The organism is Microbacterium sp. SORGH_AS_0888, from assembly GCF_030818905.1.
Taxonomy (GTDB): domain Bacteria; phylum Actinomycetota; class Actinomycetes; order Actinomycetales; family Microbacteriaceae; genus Microbacterium.
Map to the genome: position 1 here is coordinate 1,917,259 of NZ_JAUTAZ010000001.1, position 19,271 is coordinate 1,936,529.

Annotated in this window: 19 protein-coding genes; 8 read left to right on the plus strand and 11 right to left on the minus strand. The window is 70.7% G+C overall.

What is annotated here, in order from left to right; genetic code table 11:
• Positions 1–20: 20 nt before the first annotated feature.
• From QE381_RS09295 to QE381_RS09325, 7 genes are all read right to left on the minus strand, one after another.
• Positions 21–1,127 (minus strand): zinc-binding dehydrogenase, encoded by a 1,107-nt coding sequence (locus tag QE381_RS09295; protein ID WP_307217547.1) that lies wholly within the window; start codon positions 1,125–1,127, stop codon positions 21–23.
• Between the two features lie 56 nt (positions 1,128–1,183).
• Positions 1,184–2,026, minus strand: coding sequence for an SDR family NAD(P)-dependent oxidoreductase (locus QE381_RS09300; protein ID WP_307217549.1), 843 nt, complete (start codon positions 2,024–2,026; stop codon positions 1,184–1,186).
• 133 nt (positions 2,027–2,159) lie between these two features.
• Positions 2,160–3,230, minus strand: coding sequence for a hypothetical protein (locus QE381_RS09305; RefSeq protein ID WP_307217550.1), 1,071 nt, complete (start codon positions 3,228–3,230; stop codon positions 2,160–2,162).
• Positions 3,227–3,781 (minus strand): UGSC family (seleno)protein, encoded by a 555-nt coding sequence (locus QE381_RS09310; RefSeq protein ID WP_307217552.1) that lies wholly within the window; start codon positions 3,779–3,781, stop codon positions 3,227–3,229. Before QE381_RS09310 ends, QE381_RS09305 begins: the two co-directional genes overlap by 4 nt.
• A gap of 40 nt (positions 3,782–3,821) precedes the next feature.
• Entirely contained in the window at positions 3,822–4,955 is a 1,134-nt protein-coding gene (locus QE381_RS09315) for an NDMA-dependent alcohol dehydrogenase (protein WP_307217553.1), read from the minus strand.
• Positions 4,956–4,965: 10 nt separating this feature from the next.
• Positions 4,966–6,453 carry an aldehyde dehydrogenase gene (locus QE381_RS09320; protein WP_307217555.1) on the minus strand — a complete coding sequence of 496 codons (1,488 nt, stop codon included), beginning with the start codon at positions 6,451–6,453 and terminating at the stop codon, positions 4,966–4,968.
• Between the two features lie 22 nt (positions 6,454–6,475).
• Entirely contained in the window at positions 6,476–7,645 is a 1,170-nt protein-coding gene (locus tag QE381_RS09325; RefSeq protein WP_307217557.1) for an NDMA-dependent alcohol dehydrogenase, read from the minus strand.
• A gap of 235 nt (positions 7,646–7,880) precedes the next feature.
• Between QE381_RS09325 and QE381_RS09330 the strand changes: the two genes are divergently transcribed.
• The gene (locus QE381_RS09330; protein ID WP_307217559.1) at positions 7,881–8,792 is read left to right on the plus strand and encodes an SDR family oxidoreductase; all 912 of its coding nucleotides are present in this window, start codon (positions 7,881–7,883) and stop codon (positions 8,790–8,792) included.
• Positions 8,793–8,838: 46 nt separating this feature from the next.
• Here the strand turns inward: QE381_RS09330 and QE381_RS09335 are convergent, their stop codons facing one another.
• Complete coding sequence (locus tag QE381_RS09335; protein ID WP_307217561.1) at positions 8,839–9,081, minus strand: hypothetical protein; 243 nt, start codon at positions 9,079–9,081, stop codon at positions 8,839–8,841.
• A gap of 194 nt (positions 9,082–9,275) precedes the next feature.
• On the opposite strand from QE381_RS09335, the gene QE381_RS09340 reads away from it, so the two are divergent.
• The 7 genes from QE381_RS09340 (at position 9,276) to QE381_RS09370 (ending at position 15,883) form a co-directional block, all read left to right on the plus strand.
• Positions 9,276–10,115: an IclR family transcriptional regulator gene (locus QE381_RS09340; protein ID WP_307217563.1), complete on the plus strand. Its 840-nt coding sequence runs from the start codon at positions 9,276–9,278 to the stop codon at positions 10,113–10,115.
• Between the two features lie 313 nt (positions 10,116–10,428).
• The gene (locus tag QE381_RS09345; protein WP_307220453.1) at positions 10,429–11,235 is read left to right on the plus strand and encodes a methylenetetrahydrofolate reductase; all 807 of its coding nucleotides are present in this window, start codon (positions 10,429–10,431) and stop codon (positions 11,233–11,235) included.
• Positions 11,236–11,251: 16 nt separating this feature from the next.
• Positions 11,252–12,127: a formyltetrahydrofolate deformylase gene (purU, locus tag QE381_RS09350; RefSeq protein ID WP_307217565.1), complete on the plus strand. Its 876-nt coding sequence runs from the start codon at positions 11,252–11,254 to the stop codon at positions 12,125–12,127.
• 61 nt (positions 12,128–12,188) lie between these two features.
• Positions 12,189–13,595, plus strand: a complete 1,407-nt coding sequence (locus tag QE381_RS09355) for an aminomethyl transferase family protein (protein ID WP_307217566.1) — start codon at positions 12,189–12,191, stop codon at positions 13,593–13,595.
• A gap of 132 nt (positions 13,596–13,727) precedes the next feature.
• The gene (locus QE381_RS09360) at positions 13,728–14,318 is read left to right on the plus strand and encodes a PadR family transcriptional regulator (protein ID WP_307217567.1); all 591 of its coding nucleotides are present in this window, start codon (positions 13,728–13,730) and stop codon (positions 14,316–14,318) included.
• Positions 14,315–14,926, plus strand: a complete 612-nt coding sequence (gene folE, locus QE381_RS09365; RefSeq protein WP_307217569.1) for a GTP cyclohydrolase I — start codon at positions 14,315–14,317, stop codon at positions 14,924–14,926. Before QE381_RS09360 ends, folE begins: the two co-directional genes overlap by 4 nt.
• Positions 14,927–15,229: 303 nt before the next feature.
• Positions 15,230–15,883, plus strand: a complete 654-nt coding sequence (locus QE381_RS09370; protein ID WP_307217571.1) for a GntR family transcriptional regulator — start codon at positions 15,230–15,232, stop codon at positions 15,881–15,883.
• Between the two features lie 195 nt (positions 15,884–16,078).
• On the opposite strand, the gene QE381_RS09375 is transcribed toward QE381_RS09370, so the two are convergent.
• Genes QE381_RS09375 through QE381_RS09385 form a run of 3 tightly spaced genes read right to left on the minus strand, consistent with a single transcriptional unit; the run spans position 16,079 to position 19,271 of the window.
• On the minus strand, positions 16,079–17,332 hold the full coding sequence (locus tag QE381_RS09375; protein ID WP_307217573.1) for an ABC transporter substrate-binding protein: 1,254 nt from the start codon (positions 17,330–17,332) through the stop codon (positions 16,079–16,081).
• Positions 17,329–18,390 (minus strand): branched-chain amino acid ABC transporter permease, encoded by a 1,062-nt coding sequence (locus QE381_RS09380; protein ID WP_307217575.1) that lies wholly within the window; start codon positions 18,388–18,390, stop codon positions 17,329–17,331. The genes QE381_RS09375 and QE381_RS09380 overlap by 4 nt, the downstream gene beginning before the upstream one ends.
• Positions 18,390–19,271 (minus strand): branched-chain amino acid ABC transporter permease, encoded by an 882-nt coding sequence (locus QE381_RS09385; protein ID WP_307217577.1) that lies wholly within the window; start codon positions 19,269–19,271, stop codon positions 18,390–18,392. Before QE381_RS09385 ends, QE381_RS09380 begins: the two co-directional genes overlap by 1 nt.

A 19,271-nucleotide genomic window follows, 5' to 3' on the forward strand; every position in this document is an offset into this window, starting at 1 on the left:
GGACGGTCCTTTCGAGCGGGTCAGGCGAAGCTCGGGTGGACCGAGACGTGGATGGCGGAGGCGTCGTCGGTCTCGCCCGCGAGGGTCTCGATCGCGAGGCCCACCTCGTCGAGCCCGAACGTGTGGGTGTGCAGCTTCTCAAGCGGGAAGCGCCCGGACTCCAGCAGGGCGATCGCCTTCTCCATCGCGATCGCGTCGACGCCGAACGCGCCCTTCACGGTCAGCGCGCGGTTGACGATCACGTCCGTGACCAGCGGGATGTCGCGGCCGCCCTTGAGGCCGGCGAGCACGACGCGGCCGCCGTGGCGGACGCTCGTGAGGGCATCCGTGATGGGCTGCGCGGCCATCGGTGTGACCTCGACCGCGACGTCCACGCCGCGGCCGCCCGTGATCTCCTTCACGGCTGCGGCGACCTCGATCGCGTCCTCGCCGTCGACGACGAGCGTGTGGTCGGCGCCGAGCTCTCGGGCGACGGCGAGCTTGTGCTCGTCGCTGCGCAGGCCCGTGACGATGACGGTGCCCGCGCCCGCCGCCTTCGCGGCGATGACCGCCGCGAGCCCGCGCTGACCGGCGCCGAGCACCAGGAGCGAGTCGCCCAGCCCGACCTCGCCGAGATCGACCGCCCAGCGCACGCCCGCACCGAGCGGGTTGTACAGCGCGGCGATCTCGGCCGGGATGGTCTTGTCCATCCGGTGCACGACCGAGTTCGGCGAGATGTACATGTACTCGGCGAAGCCGCCCCACAGCGTCGGGTCCACGTCGATCCCGGTGACCCCGTGACCGTACTTGCGGAACCGGCACGCCTGGTAGCGGCCCGTCAGGCAGTCCTCGCAGGCGCGGCACGGGACGATCACCTCGACCGCCACCCGGTCGCCGACATCCACCCCCCAGCGCGCGGCGGCACGGTCGCCGATCTCGGCGATGATCCCCATGGGCTCGTGCCCGGGGATGAAGGGGTTGGGGTTCATCCCCATGTGCCCCTTGTAGATCTCGACGTCGCTGCCGCACACGCCGTTCGCCTCGACGCGCAGGAGGGCGTCGTCGGCACCGATCCGGGGACGCGCGAACTCGCGCATCTCGATCGTGCGGGGAGCGGTCTGCACCGCTGCGCGAACCATCTGTGTCATCTCGACTCGCCTTCGTGTCGTGCCGGCCGGAGCCGGCGGAGGAGGGTTTCGGGCGCTCAGGCGACCGACGTCACGGGGGGCCCGGGCGGGAAGAACGTCATCGGGCCGCCGTCCACTGCGAGGATCTGCCCGGTGATCCAGCGCGCCCGGTCGCTGAGCAGGAAGAGCGCGGCGTGGGCGATGTCCCAGGCGGTGCCCTCGGTCTTGAGCGTCGTCATCTGGCGGCGCGGCTCGCGCATCTTCTCGTCCATGTTCGCGGCGGCGAAAGAGCCCCAGATGCCGCCGACCTCGATGCAGTTGACCCGGATGCCCTGCGGTCCGAGGGTGGATGCGGCGCCCTCCGTGAAGTTCTCGATCCCGGCCTTGGCGACGCAGTACGGCATGCCCGGCCCCTTGGCGCGGACACCGACGGAGGAGATGTTGAGGATCGAGCTGCCGCGCGGGAGGGTCGGGACCACGTGCCGGGTCACGGACCACGCCGAGGTGAGGTTGATGCCGACGAGCTGCTCGAAGCGCTCGGGCGTGACCTCGAAGATGCCCGCGCGATCACCGCTGGCCACGTTGTTGACCAGCGTGTCGAGCGTGCCGAACGCCTCGATGGCCTCGGCCACCGCCCGTGCGCACTCGGCGTCGTCGGTCACGTCGGCGGTGATCGCGGCGGCGTCGCCGCCCTCCGCCCGGATCAGCTCGACCGTGCGGCTCGCGGCCTCGGCCGAGCGGTCCAGGACGGCGACCTGCGCGCCGTGGGCGGCGAGCAGCCGCGCGATCGCGTAGCCGACACCGGGCAGCGCGCCGTTCTGGCCGGCGCCGGTCACGAGCGCGGTGCGTCCCGACATCCACTGCTCGCCGATGCCCTGCAGCGGGTCGCGGAGCGGGTCGTCGTCGTGCCAGGCGGTCATGCGACATCCCCTCCGCTCCCCCGCCGCGCTCCCCCGCGCCTGTGTCCCCCATACCCATGTCCCACTTTCGACCGGATGCGGGATCGCTGAGCGGTCTGAACTGGGACATGCCCCGGTCGGAACTGGGACATGGTCATGCGGCGGTCCCGGCTGCGCGAGCCACCGGCACCGAGGTGCCCGACCAGTCGGCGAAGAACCGCACCACCATCGAGATCCCGGCCGTGCGGGATCCTGCGACGGCGACCAGGATGCGGGACTCGGCGCCCGGCGCGATCGTGCGCTGGAAGCTCTCGGTGTCCCCCGCGCCGTCGCCCGGGCGACGCACGCCGTGCTCGGCGAAGTCCTTGCCGGCCGCGGCGAGCGCCGCCGTCGACCTGCCCGACAGCTCGGCGAGCCGACGCTGCACCTCGGCGCGGCTGTAGCCGGCGCCCGCGAGAAGGTTCGCGTGCTCGGGGCAGAGGACCACTCCGGCTCCGGCGTGCGCGAAGATCCAGGAGCCGGAGCGTCCGATCGTGTCGGCGACGTCGGCGAGCAGCTGCTCCGGGTCGCTCGTGTGCCGGTTGTCGACGTACTCGCAGGTGCGCAGCAGGGTCGCGGTGACCGCATCGCCCGTGACACCCAGGCCTGCGGCGAGCGGCTCCCAGGGACTCTCCTCCTCGTTCTCGCCGAAGCAGATCGACCAGCGGCCCGGGAGGCCCTGGGTCGCCTGCTCGAGCTCGTGCGGGATCACCCCGAAGACGTTGCGCACGATGAGCCCGATCGCCCGGGCGATCGTGGCGTTGGGGCGGAACCCCGGCCCGAACACCCCGCCCGTGCTGTTGATCCCGAGCTCGGCGCGTACCGGACCGTTGACGACGATGAGCGGCGCCGGACCGCTCGTGGACTGCCAGCCGCCCCCCATCGCGGCGCGCTCGCGCATGAGCGCCTCCCACGCGGCCAGCACGACCGGGAAGTACTCCGGCAGGCAGCCGGCCATCGCGGCGTTGATCGCCGCGAGCTCGACCGTGACGCTCCGGTCGACCTGCGGCATGTGGCCGATGACCTCGTCCGCGGGGCGGCCGCCGGCCGCGAGGAACGCGTCGACCAGCGGCCGGGTCGCCGGGACGAGCGGCAGCCCGTCGCTCCACCCCTGCTCGTAGCAGTGCTCGATCGCGAGCTGGGCGGCATCCGGGTCGAGCTCGACGTCGACGGCGGGCGCGCTCACCGAGCGGCCCCCGCCGTGAGGGATGCCACGACCTCGGGAAGCAGCTGCCGCGCACGCTCCTTGACCTGCTCCTCGTCGAGGACGGCCATCGGGTGCGCGGTCGTGATCCACTCGTAGTCCGGGGCGCCCTGGACCTGCGCCATGGTCTTGCCGGTCGTGAGGAAGGCGTCCGTCAGCACGACGGCCGCCGGGATCCCCGCCCGCTCGAAGTTGATCCCGTCCGCCACGGCCGCGGCGCTGCACGAGCCGCAGTCGCCGACGCCCGTCACCACGACGTCGCAGGCCTCGCGGTACCGGGCGACGATCTCGCCGTCGATCGGCACGGAGAAGCTCTTCTTCGTCTCGACGATCGACACGCCCTGCGCGCCGTGCTCGTCGGTCAGCAGGCGGCCGAGCTCGGTGAGCAGCAGCATCGCGTTGTGCTTCGTGTTGTCGAGGAGCCCCACACGGAGACCCCGCAGATCCGCCGGACGCGGGGAGAGCATGCCGCCCGCGGCGGAGACGTCGGCGACCGCGAGACGGCCGGTCGGATCGAGGATGGCGTTGGGCATGGTGGCACCCCTTCTGGAACGGGAGCGAGGATGACGCGGCTCAGGCCGCGGCATCCTCGTCGTGGACGATGACGCCGCGGATGTTGCGGCCTGCGACGAGGTCCGCATAGGCCTCGTTGACCTGGTCGAGCGAGTACGTGCGGGTGACCAGCTCGTCGAGCTTGAGATCCCCCGAGTCGTACAGGCGCAGCAGGCGCGGGATGTCGGAGAGCGGGTTGCAGTCGCCGAAGAGCGCACCGCGGATCTGCCGCTGGTACCCGATGAGCATGCCGGCGTGCACGTGCACGGCCTTCTCGGTGAGGTGGCCGACCGCGGTGATCGTGACCTTGCCGCCCTTGCCGGTCATCTGGACCCCCGCGTTCACCATCTCCTCGGTGACGGCGTTGGGCGTCATGATGACGTGGTCGGCGAGCTGCCCCCACGTCGTCGAGACGACGAAGTCGTGGGCCTCGGCGGCCGTCGCGAACGCCTCGGTCGCGCCGAACGCCTTCGCGTTCTCCCGCTTGAACTCGACCGGGTCGACGACGATGACGTCCTTCGCCCCGGCGTAGCGGGCGCCCTGCACGGCGTTGCTGCCGACGCCCCCGGCGCCGAAGACGACGACCGTCTCGCCGGCGCGGACCCCCGCGGCGTACACCGCGGAGCCCCACCCGGTGGGCACGCCGCAGCCGACGAGCGAGGCGAGGGTGAAGGGGATGTGGCCCGGCAGCGGCACGACGGCCCACTCCGAGACGACCGCGTACTCCGAGAAGGTGCCGAGGGAGCAGAACCCGCCGTAGTCCTCGCCCTCCTTGTGGAAGCGGAACGTGCCGTCCAGGAACATGCCGGTTCCGGCGTTCAGGCCCTTGACGCACATGTTCTGGTGTCCGGTCGAGCAGGGGCGGCAGGCGCCGCAGGCCGGAATATAGGAGAGCACGACGCGGTCGCCCGGGGCGACGCGGGTCACGTTCGGGCCGACCGACTCGACGATGCCGGCGCCCTCGTGGCCGCCCACGATCGGGAAGCGCACGGGGGCGTCGCCCTCGGTGATGTGGTGGTCGGAGTGGCAGAGGCCGGAGGCGACGAGCTTGATCCGGACCTCGTGCTCCTTGGGGTCGTCGAGCTGCAGCTCGGTGATCTCCCAGCCCTCGTGTGCGGCGTGCGAGACGGCCGCACGGGTGGTGATGGTTGCCATTTCCTGCCTCTCAGATCCGGGGGGCGCCTGCGGGGCGCATCGACACGGTCTTGACCTGGGTCCACTCCAGAACCGAGTCGGCGCCCATCGTGCGACCGAAGCCGCTGTTCTTGTAGCCGCCGAAGGGGCCGCCGATGACGCCGGCGCCCAACGCGTTGTTGACGCCGACCTGGCCCGCCTGCAGGGCGCGGCTCATGCGCACCGCGATCCCCACGTCGCGTGTCCAGACCGAGGCCACGAGGCCGTAGTCGGTGCCGTTGGCGACGCGGACCGCCTCCTGCTCGTCGTCCACCGCGATGACCGACAGCACCGGGCCGAAGATCTCCTCCTGCGCGATCGTCATGTCGGGCGAGACGTTGTCGAACAGCGTCGGCTGCACGAAGAAGCCGTTGCCGTAGTCCCCGCCCTGCGGGGCGCCGCCGCCGGTCACCAGGTCGGCGCCCTCCTTCCTGCCCGCCTCGATGTAGCCGAGCACGCGCGAGTGCTGCTTCTCGTTGATGAGCGGCCCCATGTTCACCGGCTGGTGCCACGGACCGTAGGTGATCTTCTGCATCTGGGTCGCGAGCCGCTCGACGACCTCGTCGTGGATGCTGCGGAGCACGACGACCCGCGAGCCCGCGGCGCAGATCTGGCCGGTGTTGAGGGTGATGCCCGTGGCCATGGCCGGGATCGCCTGGTCGAGGTCGGCATCCGGGAACACGACCTGCGGTGACTTGCCGCCGAGCTCGAGGTGCAGGGGCGTGAGGTTCTTGGCGCAGGCCGCCATGATGAGCGACCCCGTGAAGGGGGACCCCGTGAAGCCCATACGGCGGATGCGGGGACTCGCGGGGATCGCGGCCCCCGCCTCGTGCCCGTAGCCGGTGACGACGTTGATGACGCCGGCCGGGATGCCCGCCTCGAGCGCCAGCTTCGCGAGGGCGAGCGGGGTGAGCGGGGCGTCCTCGGCGGGCTTCATGACGATCGTGTTGCCCGCGGCGATCGCGGCCCCCACCTCGGTCACGAACATGGGACCGGGGGCGTTCCAGGGGATGATCCCCCCGACGACGCCGTAGGGCTCGCGGAGCGTGAAGCCGAGCGTCTCGGGCGAGTAGGTCGGCAGCGAGACGCCCTGCACCTTGTCGGCCTGACCGGCGATGAAGCGCAGCTGGCCGGCCATGGGCGGCGGTCCCCAGTGGGGGCGGCCCACCTCCTGCGACTCGAGCTGGTCGATCTCGGCGGTGTGCTCCTCGATCAGCTGGGCCCACCGGAACAGCAGCGCCGCACGCGCGGTGGCGTTCAGGTCTCGCCAGGCGGGGAAGGCCCGCTCTGCGGCGTCGATGGCGGCCTCGACGTCCGCGGCGTCGCTGCGCGGGATGCGGGCGATGACCTCGCGGTTGGCCGGGTTGATGACCTCGATCGTGCGCCCGGTCACCGAGGGCACCCATTCGCCGCCGATCAGCTGGAGGCCGTCGACGAGGATCGACTCGGACAGTGTCGGACTCGGGGAGGTGATGGTCATGTCGGTTCCTCTGCGCTGGGGATCAGTTGTCGTGGTCGATGAGGACGACGCCGCGGATGTTCTTGCCGTCGAGCATGTCCTGGTAGCCCTCGTTGACCTGCTCGAGGGTGTAGGTGCGCGTGATCAGCTCCTCGACCTTGAGCTTTCCGCTCTGGTAGAGGCTGACGAGGCGGGGGATGTCGACGAGCGGGCTGCAGCCGCCGTAGATCCCGCCCTGGATGCGGCGCTGGTACCCGATGAGCATGCCCGGGTTCTCGTCGATCCAGCCGTTGCCGACCGCCGTGATGGTCACCTGGCCGGTCTTTCCGACGATCGAGATCGCATCGTGGATGACCTTGTCGTGCAGGCTCCCGACCGTGATGATCGCGTGGTCGGCGAGCTCTCCCCACGTCGCCGCGACGACGAACTCGGCCGCCTCCTCCGCGGTCTCGAACGTGTGGGTCGCCCCGAGCTCCCTCGCCTTCTCGCGCTTGAACGCGACCGGGTCGACGACCACGACGCGCTCGGCGCCTGCCATCGCGGCGCCCTGCACCGCGTTGCTGCCGACGCCGCCGGACCCGAACACGACGACCGTGTCGCCGGGCTTGACCTGCGCGAGGTGCACGGCGGAGCCCCATCCGGTCGGCACACCGCATCCGATGATCGCGCCGACCTCGAAGGGCAGGTCGTCGGGCACCTTCACGACCGAGTGCTCGGAGACGACCGTGTACTGCGAGAAGGTCCCGAGCACGCACAGGCCGCCGAAGTCGACGCCGTCCTGGTGGAACCGGAAGGTCCCGTCGGGGAACTCGCCCGTGGAGGCGTTCTTGCCCTCGTCGCAGAGGTTCTGCCGCCCGGTGGAGCAGTAGCGGCACTTGCCGCAGGCCGGGATGAACGAGAACACGACCCGGTCTCCGACCTTCACGCGGGTGACGCCGGCGCCGACCTCGTCGACGATGCCGCAGCCCTCGTGCCCGCCGACCACCGGCATCCGCATCGGCGCATCGCCCTTCTGGATGTGGTCGTCGGAGTGGCACAGCCCGGCGGCGTGCACCCGCACGCGCACCTCGCCGAAGTGCGGCGCGTCGAGGTCGAGCTCGGTGACCTCCCACGGCGTCCGGGGAGCGCGGCAGACCGCCGCGAGGGTCTTGATGCCGACGCCGTCGTGCGCGTCACGCGCCTCGGCGTCGAGTGTGCTCGTCGTGTTGCTCATGTGCTGCCCTTCCGGAGACTGCGCTGTCGTCGGCTGGTGCGCGAGCGCCGCTCCGGCGGGCCGCTGCGGTGCGGCACGGGGTGCAGGGCTCGGCGTCGGCGCCGATCGAGTCCATCGTCCGTTTCCCCTCGCACCCCGCGCCAGCGGGCTTTCGCGGTGCGGAAGACATCCCGTGCCGCCCGCCCGATCCGGCTTGACTGGCCGAGCGGAAGCATCGCAGAGCAGAGGGAGTGCCATGGACGACGTCACCGGCAAGGTCACCGTGATCACCGGCGGATCCAGCGGAATCGGGCGCGGCATCGCGCGGGCCTTCGCCCGTGCCGGCGCACGCGTGATCGTCACCGGACGCACCGCGGAGCACCTGCGCGAGACGGTCGAGGAGTTCGCGGACGAGGGGCTGCCGGTGACGACCATGGGGGTGGATGTCACGGACCTCGCCGCGATGCAGGCCGCCGCGGAGGAGGTCGAGCGCGACTTCGGGCGCATCGACATCCTCGTCAACAACGCGGGGATCGGCCTCACGGGCCCCGTCGCCGAGGCCAGCCCGACCGACTGGGACTGGGTGATCGACGTCAACCTGCGCGGCGTCGGCAACGGCATCCAGGCGTTCCTGCCGAAGATCCGCGCCCACGGGGAGGGCGGCGCGATCGTGAACACGGCCTCGATGGCGGGGCTCGTGCCGGTCGTCGCCGGCCTGTACTCGATGACGAAGGCGGGCGTGATCGCGCTGTCCGAGGCGATGCACATCGAGCTGCTTCCGGAGGGGATCTCGGTCGCGGCGTACTGTCCCGGCCCCGTGCACAGCAACATCGCCGCGGCCGTCGCCCGGCGCCCCGAGAAGTACGGCGAGTCGGGGTACGCGCCGCCGCCGGCGGAGTTCACCGCCGCATCGCGTCACCAGCCCTATATGGATGCCGACGAGGCGGGCGAACGCGTGCTCGCCGGAGTGCGGCGCGGCGACATGTTCATCCTCACCCACCCCGAGTTCCGGGACGGCGTCGTCCAGCGGCACCGCACGATCGAGGCCTCGTTCCCGGACGAGCCGATCGATCAGGCGCGGCGCGACGCGATCCCCTTCCTGCTGGGCTCGCCCGTCTACGCTGAGGAGAACCGGCTCGCGCCGCCACGGCTGGCCGGGCGGGGCTGAGCCCGCGCGCGACCGTGCGCTCGGGCGTCCGTCGGGGATGGGGCGCTCAGTCGCCGGAGGTGTGGACGTCGACGGGGTAGTCGACGCGGATGTGCTCGGCTCCCACGCCGAGCAGGGGCGAGAGCATCTGCCGCATGAAGTCCTTCGGGACGAGGCACTCGGCGCACGCGGCGGGGCCCGCCTCGATGCGGGCGAGGGCCTCGTCGCCGTCGAGCTCGATGCTCAGGTGGTAGTCGTCCGCCTCGAGGGTCTTGCGGAACTCGTCGAGCTGAACCTGGTCGATCGTCATGCCGGTAGGGTGCCACGACCGGCGTCGGGACGGACATTTCTTCCCGTCGGACGGAAATCGGGTGGGCTCCACCCTCCTCCTGAGCAGCTCCGGCGCCGATTCCATTCCGCCAGGCGGAACGTTTCGGCGCTCTGCTCCGCCACTGACCCATCATGGACGTGCGTCCCCACCGCATGAGTTCGGAGGTCAGGTCGATGATGACCATCAACCCCATCCAGTCCGCCCCGTCGCGTCGTTCCACGCCCGGAGGCCAGATGACGGCCGCGCAGCGCGTGCTCGCGATCCTCGAGGCGTTCGACGAGGATCACCTGCTGCTGACGCTCAGCGAGATCAGCCGTCGCGCGCATCTGAGCCTCAGCACGACGCACCGCCTCGTCGGCGAGCTCCGCGACTGGGGCGCTCTGGAACGAACGGACGACGGCCACTACGCGATCGGCATGCGAGTCCTCGAGCTCGGCAGCCTCGAGCCGCAGGGCATGCGGCTGCGCGACGCCGCGCACCCCTACCTCGGCGACCTGCAGGTCGCCGTCAACGCCAACGTGCACCTCGCCGTCCGCGACGGCTTCGACACCGTGTACGTGGAGTCGCTGCGCGCCCGCAACGGGGTCAATGTGCTCAGCCGGCTCGGCGGCCGGTGGCCGCTGCACGCCGCCGCGACCGGACAGGTGCTGCTCGCGCACGCGCCGACGGCCGTGCAGGAGGATGTCCTGCGATCGCGGCTGCGGGGTTTCACCCGGAAGACCGTCACGGACCCGAACGAGCTCCGGCAGGTGCTCGCCGGCATCCGTCGTACGGGCGTCGCGGTCGCCGACGAGTGCATCACGACGGACGCCTACGCGGTGGCCGTGCCGATCCGGGGCACGCACGACCGCGTCATCGCCGCGCTGGGCGTGACGGTGCACCACGACAAGGCCGCCGTGAACGCGGCGCTGCCCGCCCTCACGATGACGGCCCGCGCGATCTCCCGCGCGTGCGGCTCACCGTCCGCGAGCCGCACCCCCGCCGCCGCACCCCCGGTCCGCGCCGCCGGCTGACCCCCCCTCCTGACCGCGAGACCAGTCCCGCGCGCCGAGACCGGTGGTTTTCTCGCCGGTCTCAGCGGCGCGGACTGGTCTCGCGGTCACGACGGGGGCGGGAGGAGCGGGAGGGCGGGGGCGGGGGGCGAGAGGGCGGGGGCGGGGGAAGTACCTCTTGCGATTCCCTATCTCCATAGGTAAAGTCGGGAGCGCGGAGCACAAGGCAGTGAGCCGCCGCAGAGACGGAAAGGACCACAGGACAGTGGCTCAGATCTCACGCGCCGCGAACACCGCGGCCGCACTCACGCTCATCGACCAGTTCTCACTGGAGATGACCGGCAAGGACGTTCCCGGGCTGGAGGAGGCGCGCGCCGCCATCCCCGCCGGAACCAAGATCAACGTGACGTTCCTCGGCAACGAGGACCTCGACATGCGCGTCGCCGCCGCCAAGGCGGTCAAGGACATGGGCTTCACCCCGGTCCCCCACATCTCGGCACGGCGCCTGGCGAGCCAGGACCAGCTCGAGGAGTTCCTCGGACGCCTGCAGGAGGTCGGCGCCACCGAGCACGTCTTCAGCGTCGGCGGCGACCCTGCCGAGCCCGAGGGCCCCTACCCGGACTCGCTCAGCGTCATCCAGACCGGTCTTCTCCAGAAGTACGGCGTGCGCGAGGTCTCGATCGCCGGGTACCCCGAGGGCCATCCCGACATCAAGAACGACGTCCTGTGGCGCCACCTCGAGGACAAGTCGGCCTCGCTCACCGAGCAGGGACTGGATGCGGTCATCCTCACTCAGTTCGCCTTCGACACCGACCCGGTCATGAACTGGATCGCGGGCGTGCGCGACCGCGGCATCACGAGCCAGATCCGCATCGGAACACCAGGCCCCGCCGGCATCAAGCGCCTGCTCGGCTTCGCCCGCCGCTTCGGCATCGGCGCGAACGCGATGATCGTGAAGAAGTACGGCTTCTCGCTGACCAACCTCATGGGAACGGCCGGTCCCGACCGCTTCGTCTCCGACCTCTCGGCGCTGCTGGCTGCAGAGCCGCTGTCCGGGGATGTCAGACTGCATTTCTACACCTTCGGCGGACTGCTCGCGACGGCCCAGTGGGCCCGCGAGTACGTCGCCGCGCAGTCCTGATCCGGGAGCCCGACCGATGACCGTACACACCAACGCCCACCGCGACCACGCCTGCCTGATCGTCCACGGCCCCGACCAGCCCGGACTCGTCTCGGCCGTCACGGCGCTCATCACCCGCAACAAGGCGAACATCGTCACCCTCGACCAGTACTCGTCCGACCCGGAGGGCGGCGAGTTCTTCCAGCGGGTCGTGTTCCACCGCCCCGACCTCGCGGCCGCCTTCCCCGAGATCGAGGCCGACCTCGAGCAGACGCTCACGCCCTACGGGATGGAGTGGCGGCTGACGGACCAGTCCATCCCGAAGCGGATGGCGGTGCTCGCCTCCACGAGCGACCACTGCCTGCTCGAGCTGCTGTGGCGCCACCGCCGCGGCGAGCTGAACGTCACCATCCCGATGGTGATCTCCAACCACACCAACGTGGCGGAGGACGTGCGCTCCTTCGGGATCCCGTTCTTCCACATCCCCTCGCAGGGTCCGGACAAGTCCGAGGCCGAGGCGCGGATCCTCGAGCTGCTGACCGGGAACGTCGACTTCGTCGTGCTCGCCCGGTACATGCAGATCATCTCGGAGGACTTCCTCGACGCCGTCGAGGTGCCCGTCATCAACATCCACCACTCGTTCCTCCCCGCCTTCATCGGCGCCGGCCCCTACAAGAAGGCCAAGGAGCGCGGCGTGAAGCTGATCGGCGCGACCAGCCACTACGTGACGAAGGAGCTCGACGAGGGTCCGATCATCGAGCAGGATGTCGCCCGCGTCGACCACTCGATGACCGCCGCCGACCTGCAGGCCCGCGGTGCCTACGTCGAGCGGGCCGTGCTCTCGCGCGCCGTGCAGTGGCACGCGGAGGACCGCGTCATCCGTCACGGCAACCACACCATCGTCTTCAACTAGACCCCGGGCGCCCACCCGGGCGCCCGGTCACCACCACTCACGAGAACAGAGAGGTTCATCCATGGCTCAGAACCTGCAAGAGCTGATCGACGCGACCAACCCCGTCGACCTGCTCCGCAACTCCCAGATCGGGTCGTACATCTACCCCGTCGTGCCCGCCGACTTCCAGAACTGGATCAAGGAGCAGAAGGCCTGGCGTGAGACCGCCGTCCTGTTCGACCAGTCGCACCACATGGACAACGTGTTCCTGAAGGGCTCCGACGCGATCACGCTCATCAGCGACACCGCGATCAACTCGGTCGCGAACTTCGCGGTCAACAAGGCCAAGCAGTACGTGCCCACCACCTCCCAGGGCTACGTGATCGGTGACGGCATCCTCTTCCGCGAGGCGGAGGACGAGTACGTGTACGTCGGCCGCGCGCCCGCATCCAACTGGCTGCTCTACCACGGTGAGACCGGCGGCTACGCGAACCTCGACATCACGGTCGACCGTCGTTCGCCCTCGCGTCCCTACGGGCACGGCGTCCAGCGCAAGTACTACCGCTTCCAGATCCAGGGACCGAACGCCTGGGCCGTGATCGAGAAGCTCAACGGCGGCCCGCTGGAGAAGCTCGGCTTCTTCAACATGTCGACCATGAAGATCGCCGGCAAGGACGTGCGCACCCTCCGTCACGGCATGGCCGGCGCCCCCGGCCTCGAGCTCTGGGGCCCCTACGCCGAGCACGACGAGATCCGCGACGCCATCGTCGAGGCCGGAGCCGAGTTCGGGCTGGTCCCGGTCGGATCGCGCGCCTACCCCTCGAACACGCTCGAGTCCGGCTGGATCCCCTCGCCCCTGCCCGCCATCTACACCGGCGAGGCCGAGCGCGGCTACCGCGAGTGGCTCGGCATCGACAGCTACGAGGCGACCGGCACGCTCGCCGGCTCCTTCGTCAGCGACGACATCGAGGACTACTACCTCACCCCGTGGGAGCTCGGCTACGGATCCTTCGTGAAGTTCGACCACGACTTCATCGGTCGTGACGCGCTCGAGAAGATCGACCCGGCGACGCAGCGCAAGAAGGTCACGCTGGCCTGGGATGCCGAGGACCTCGGCAAGGTCTGGACGTCGCTGCTGAACGTCGACGGCCCGAACTACAAGTTCTTCGACCTGCCGCTGGCCAACTACGGCTCCGCGAACTACGACGCCGTCGTGGATGCGGACGGCACGGTCGTCGGCTTCTCGATGTTCACGGGCTACAGCGCGAACGAGCGCCGCGGCCTCTCGCTCGCGGTCGTCGACCACGACGTGCCCGAGGGAACCGAGCTGAAGGTCGTCTGGGGCGAGCCGAACGGCGGCTCCTCCAAGGCGTCCGTCGAGCCGCACGAGCAGACCGAGGTCCGCGCCGTCGTCTCGCCGGTGCCGTACTCGACCGTCGCCCGCCAGACCTACCAGGGCGGATGGCGCACGGGCTATAAGAACGACTGACCCGTTCGTGACCGCGAGACTGCATCTGCGCCGCGAGCCGACCCCGGAGACGGGCGGCCTCACGGCGTGGGTGCAGTCTCGCGCTATCCGGGGCGTGAACCCGATAGCGTGACATGACCGAAAGGGGATGCGATGAGCCTGCGGTACGCGCTGCTGGCGATCCTGCGCGTCGGGCCGCAGTCGGGGTATGAGCTGCAGAAGCAGTTCTCGCTCTCGGTCGGCCACGTCTGGCACGCCCCCGACTCCCAGATCTACCCCGAGCTGCGCAAGATGGCCGCCGAGGGTCTCGTCGAGACCGAGGACCAGACGCGCGGCGAACGGGGGATGCGGCGGCTCTACCACGTGACCGCGGCCGGCGACCGGGCGTTCATCGACTGGATGAACGGGCCGCTGGACTACCAGCGCTTCCGTGACCCCGCGCACCTGCGGGCCGCGTACCTCGAGTCCGCCGAGCCGGCGGCGGCCCGCGCCTTCCTGCACGCGCACATCGCGCACTGGGAGGGCGAGCTGGCGCAGTTCGAGGGCGAGCTCTCGCACATCGACGCCCTGTCGAACCCCATGCTCGTCCGTCGCCTCGAGAGCACCCCGGCGGACGAGCGCGAAGCCACGATCGAGTACAAGCGGTTCGCGTACGAGGGCCTCGCCGACCGCGCCCGGGGCGAGATCGCCTGGGCGCGCCGTGGCCTCGCGCTCGTGGATCGCCTGTCGGAGGCCGCGTCATGACCGGAGCAGACCGCATCCTCGCCGCCATCGACCGCACGGCCGACGATCCCGCGGTCGATCGCGTCCGCGCCGCCGCCGCCGTGCGTGAGCTCCTCGCCGCCGTGGGCGAGGACCCCGGCCGACCGGGTCTGGAACGCACCCCTGAGCGCGTGGCGGACCTGTTCATCGACATGTTCGCCGGACTTGGGAAGGATGCGGCGGCCGCCCTGGGCGTGCCGGTCGCCCTCACCGACGACGAGGACCCCGGCGAGCTCGCCGCCGTGACCGGCATCCCGTTCCGGTCCGTGTGCGAGCACCACCTCCTGCCGTTCGACGGCACGGTCGACGTCTACTACGCGCCCGGCCGCCACATCGCCGGCTTCAGCCGGATCGCGTCGCTCGTGGCGATGGCCTCCCGCCGCCCGCAGCTGCAGGAGCGGCTCGGCCAGCAGATCGCCGATGCGATGATGACCGTCCTGCGCCCGCACGGGGTGACGGTCCGCATCGAGGCGGCGCACGGATGCGTCGCGCACCTGGAGCCGGCGGCGGCATCCGCCCGCGCCGTCACGGTCGCGACCCGGGGCCACATCCCCGACGCGTCCTGGGTGCCCGCTCCCGCCCGCCCGTAGTCGCCGGCTGTCCTCCGCCTCACCGGCCGCTGCGCCGGTGAGGCGGCGGGTCGACGCGCGCGACGGCGAGCGTGCGCGGTCGGCGAACGGGCGGGGTCGGCGTGCGCGTCACGCGTGCGGGTGCGACACCGACCGAGAGGTCGGTGGACGTGACGGGGGCGTGGGGTCGGCGCACGGCCGGTGTGCAGGCCCTGCACCGTCCGAGGGGTCGGCGTGCGGGGCGCGACCCTTCGGATTGGCGCGAGAATCGGCGACAATGTGACGAACGGCCGGAACCGACTCCGCGCCGGAGAGGACCGTTCGATGACCGCTCTGCCCGCCGACGACACCGGCGCCGCCTCCGCCGACCTGACCCTGCGCATCCGCGACGCGCTGCTGGGCGGCGAGTTCGCGCCGCATCAACGTCTGATCGAGGCCGACCTCTCGGAGCGTTTCGGTGCGACGCGCGCGGCCGTGCGCACGGCGCTGCTGAACCTCGCGAACGAGGGCCTCGTCGAGCGCCTCCCCAACCGGGGCGCGCGCGTGCGGGCGATCACGGTCGACGAGGCCGTGGAGATCGTCGAGGTGCGCATGGGCCTGGAGTCGCTGTGCGCGCGCAAGGCGGCCGAGAACGTCGCCGCCGAGGACATCGCCGAGCTCCGCGTCCTCCGCGCCGGCATCGAGGACGCCGTCGGCCGCGGCGATCTGTTCGAGTACTCACGACTCAACCAGGACATGGACCGCCGCATCCGCGAGCTCAGCGGCCATGCGACCGCGACCCAGCTGCTCGAGCGGCTGCGCGCCCAGTCGGCCCGCCACCAGTTCCGCCTCGCGTTCCAGCCCGGCCGCGCCGCCCAGTCCGCGCCCGAGCACATCGCGATCATCGACGCCGTCATCGCGAAGGATGCGGATGCCGCCGAGGCGGCCACCCGCGCCCACCTCGAGGGCATCGTCACCGTGCTCCGCACGCTCGGCTAGCCCCGCGGCATCCCTCGCTCGCGGTCCCACGCCCCACGACCGCATCGTTTTCATGCAATCGCCACACGAATGCGGGTGCGTGTTACACGAAAACGATGCGGTCGTGGGGTTGCATGGCACCGCGAGCCGCGCGGCTCGAGAGACGGGATCGTGGGGCGTGCCGCGCCGACCGACGGGCGGCACGCCCCACGAGACTCAGCCGAAGCTCTTCGCGGTCGCGTAGCCCTTGCCGTTGTACTTCTGCACGAGCACGCTCGAGACGGCGGGCAGGCCGTCCTTCGTCGTGTCGACCGCGGTGCCCTCGAGCATGAACGGCGCCTGGAACCCGCTGATCGAACGCAGCTGCGTCATGAAGTCGTCGCGAGTGGGTGCCGTCATCTTCTCGAACGCCTGCTGCAGGACCGCCCCGAGCTGGTAGCTCCAGATGCAGTGCGGGAACGCCGGGACGTCCGGGTAGTTCGCGTACTGCTTGAGGTCGGCCAGGAACTGCTCGCCGTCCTTGCTGGTGGCGAAGTCCGGTGCGGACGCCGACTGCGCGAAGGCGACGGTGTAGACCCCCGGGAACGCGGTCGCGCCGCCGGGCTGCAGGATGGCGCCGGGGCTCGAGGTGTTCGAGGGCAGGAACCAGCTGGGCAGCCAGTTGAGCTGCTGCGCCTTCTGCAGCGACGAGATCACGAGCGGGGTGATCGACATCGCGTTGAAGAACACGTCGGCACCGGATGCGGCCAGCTCGGTCAGCTGCGCATCGACCGAGGTGTCGGTGGCCTCATAGGTGAGCTCCTTGACCACCTCGACGTTGCTCGCGCCGTTGATGCCCTCCTTGAAGCCCTCGACGTAGCCCTCGCCGTAGTCGTCGTTCTGCGACAGGATCGCGACCTTGTGCGTGCCGCTCGAGGACGCCAGGAGCTTGCCGAACGCCTCGCCCTCGTTCTGGTAGATCGGCACGAAGCCGAGCTGCCAGGGGCTCTCCTGCTGGTTGCTGAAGAGCGGGTCGCCGGTCATGACGAGCACCTGCGGGACCTTGTCGGCGATCGCGGCCTCGCGGTACGCCCGGTTGGTCGGGGTGCCCAGGCCCGCGGTCATGGCGAACACGCTGTCCTTGAGCTGGTCGTAGTTGGCCTTGGCCTTCTGCGGGTCGTAGGCGTCGTCGAGCGCCTTGATGTCGACCTTGCGGGTCTTGCCGTCCCCGAAGGTCACGCCGCCGGCGGCGTTGACGGCGCCGAAGTAGGCCGTGACGCCCGCGACGGTGCAGGTGCCGGGGCCGGCGGTCGCGCCGCTCAGGGGCGTCGTGATGCCGAGCGTGATGCTGTCGTCGGTGATGCCGGGGCTCGCCGCCCCCGCCGTCGCGTCACCGCCCCCGCCGCGCGAGCAGCCGGCGAGCGTGAGCGCGATGGCGGATGTCAGGGCGACGACGCCCAGGACAGCTCTCGTCCTCTTTCGCATGTTCATGCCTGATCTTGCCTCTCTGTGTGGGTGTCCTCCGCGACGGGCCGCGACGTCGCGGTCCGGGTCGGAGAGGTCGGGGGTGCATCGCCGTGCGGGGCGGAGCGCCGCACGCTCCGCGCGATCCGTCGCGGCAGCGACACGAGACCGCCCGGCAGGACGAACAGCACGACAAGCAGGATGGCGCCCTGCAGGAGCGCCGTCAGGTTCGGGTCGACGAGGTTCGTCAGCTGCGGCACGAGCACGTAGTACGCGCCGCCGAGGAGGGACCCGATGATGCTGCCCGCGCCGCCGATGACCATCGAGGCGAGCAGCGTGATCGAGTGCCCGAAGCTCATGGTCTCCGGCGACGTGTACTGCACGACCACCATGTAGAGGAAGCCGCTGACCCCGCCGATGAGGGCGGCCACCGTGAACGCCATGACCTTGTAGCGATAGGGCGAGATGCCCATCGACGACGCCACGGCCTCGTTCGACCTGACGATCGCGAACGCGCGACCGTACTTGCCGTGCACGAGGTTGCGGGTCAGCAGGAACACGATGCCGCCGATGAGGAGGACGAGGTACAGCTGCCACTGGTCGTTGTAGAGGCCCGACCACTCCGGCGCCTCGGTGAAGCGCGCGGAGATGCCCTGGGAGCCGCCCGTGACGTCGGAGAGCCGCTTCGCGAGCGGCACCCCGACGATGGGCAGCGCGATCGTGACCATCGCGATCGCGAGGCCGCCGAGCCGCGCCGCGGCCAGCGCGATCAGCAGGCCCAGGATGCCGGGCAGCGCGACGCTCAGCAGGAACACCAGCACGATGTTCCAGTCGTGCTGGACGCCGTAGGCCGTGGCGTAGGCGCCGACCCCGACGAAGAAGATCTGTCCGAGGGAGACCTGACCGGTGTAGCCCATCACGACGTTGAGGCCGAGGACCGCGACGGCGAACACGCCGATCCGGGCGATGGTCTGGTTGGCGAACTCGGGCAGCGCCAGCGGCATGACGAGCAGGAGGACGACGACGACCGCGGCGATCGTCCAGCGGACCCAGGAACGGGAGAAGAGATCGGCTGCTCGGGACATCAGACGCGCACCACCGCTTTCCGGCCGAACAGGCCCTGTGGCCGCACGATGAGCACGACGAAGATGAGCACGAAGGGAACCGCGACCTTCAGGTCGTAGCCGATGAAGGGGATGTAGACCGCGGCGAGGTTCTCGAGCACACCGATGAGCCAGGCGGCCACGACGACCCCGATCGGGCTCGACAGGCCCCCGAGGATGACGGCGGCGAGCGCGTAGACGAGCGCGTTGTCCATCATCCCGGGGGTGAGGGTGAGCTGCGGGGCCACGAGGGCGCCCGCCACCGCGCCGAGGCCGGCGGCCAGGCCCCACCCGGCCATGAGGAGACGTCCGACCGGCAGACCCGAGAAGGCGGCGGATGTCGGGTTCACGGCGACGGCGCGCAGCGCCAGGCCGAACTTGGTGCCGATGAACAACGCCTGCAGCAGCGCCATGATCGCGATGATCACGATCGTCGTGCCGATCGAGCGCACGCTGATCGACGCGCCGAGCACCTGCACGGTGTCGAGCGGGAACAGCGAGGGGAACTGCTGGTTGTTGTACGACCACAGCCAGCCGCACACGCCCGTGATGAGCGTGAGGAGCCCCACCGTCACCACGATCGCGGTGTCGGGGTCGCCGCGCTCGAAGCGGCGCATGACGTATCGCTCGATGACCGCGCCGAGCGCGAACGAGAACAGCACCGAGACGAGGATGGCGAGGATCAGCGGCACGCCGTTGCTCACGCACCACCACGCGACGTAGGCCGCGAGCACGGCCATGCCGCCCTGGGCGAAGTTGATGAGGCCCGTCGCCTGGTTGACCAGCACGATGGCGAGCGCGAGCGCCGCGTAGATCGAGCCGGTGGACAGGCCATCGACGAAGAGCTGGATGAAGGTTCCCAC

Bases quoted from the DNA above. Each gene is read 5' to 3' on its own strand.
- QE381_RS09315 (WP_307217553.1), bottom strand. From the start codon at position 4,955: ATGGCAACCATCACCACCCGTGCGGCCGTCTCGCACGCCGCACACGAG.
- QE381_RS09340 (WP_307217563.1), top strand. From the start codon at position 9,276: ATGATGACCATCAACCCCATCCAGTCCGCCCCGTCGCGTCGTTCCACG.
- QE381_RS09330 (WP_307217559.1), top strand. From the start codon at position 7,881: ATGGACGACGTCACCGGCAAGGTCACCGTGATCACCGGCGGATCCAGC.
- QE381_RS09370 (WP_307217571.1), top strand. From the start codon at position 15,230: ATGACCGCTCTGCCCGCCGACGACACCGGCGCCGCCTCCGCCGACCTG.
- QE381_RS09345 (WP_307220453.1), top strand. From the start codon at position 10,429: ATGACCGGCAAGGACGTTCCCGGGCTGGAGGAGGCGCGCGCCGCCATC.
- QE381_RS09335 (WP_307217561.1), bottom strand. From the start codon at position 9,081: ATGACGATCGACCAGGTTCAGCTCGACGAGTTCCGCAAGACCCTCGAG.
- QE381_RS09300 (WP_307217549.1), bottom strand. From the start codon at position 2,026: ATGACCGCCTGGCACGACGACGACCCGCTCCGCGACCCGCTGCAGGGC.
- QE381_RS09375 (WP_307217573.1), bottom strand. From the start codon at position 17,332: ATGAACATGCGAAAGAGGACGAGAGCTGTCCTGGGCGTCGTCGCCCTG.
- QE381_RS09360 (WP_307217567.1), top strand. From the start codon at position 13,728: ATGAGCCTGCGGTACGCGCTGCTGGCGATCCTGCGCGTCGGGCCGCAG.
- QE381_RS09325 (WP_307217557.1), bottom strand. From the start codon at position 7,645: ATGAGCAACACGACGAGCACACTCGACGCCGAGGCGCGTGACGCGCAC.
- folE (WP_307217569.1), top strand. From the start codon at position 14,315: ATGACCGGAGCAGACCGCATCCTCGCCGCCATCGACCGCACGGCCGAC.
- QE381_RS09355 (WP_307217566.1), top strand. From the start codon at position 12,189: ATGGCTCAGAACCTGCAAGAGCTGATCGACGCGACCAACCCCGTCGAC.
- QE381_RS09295 (WP_307217547.1), bottom strand. From the start codon at position 1,127: ATGACACAGATGGTTCGCGCAGCGGTGCAGACCGCTCCCCGCACGATC.
- purU (WP_307217565.1), top strand. From the start codon at position 11,252: ATGACCGTACACACCAACGCCCACCGCGACCACGCCTGCCTGATCGTC.
- QE381_RS09380 (WP_307217575.1), bottom strand. From the start codon at position 18,390: ATGTCCCGAGCAGCCGATCTCTTCTCCCGTTCCTGGGTCCGCTGGACG.
- QE381_RS09320 (WP_307217555.1), bottom strand. From the start codon at position 6,453: ATGACCATCACCTCCCCGAGTCCGACACTGTCCGAGTCGATCCTCGTC.
- QE381_RS09310 (WP_307217552.1), bottom strand. From the start codon at position 3,781: ATGCCCAACGCCATCCTCGATCCGACCGGCCGTCTCGCGGTCGCCGAC.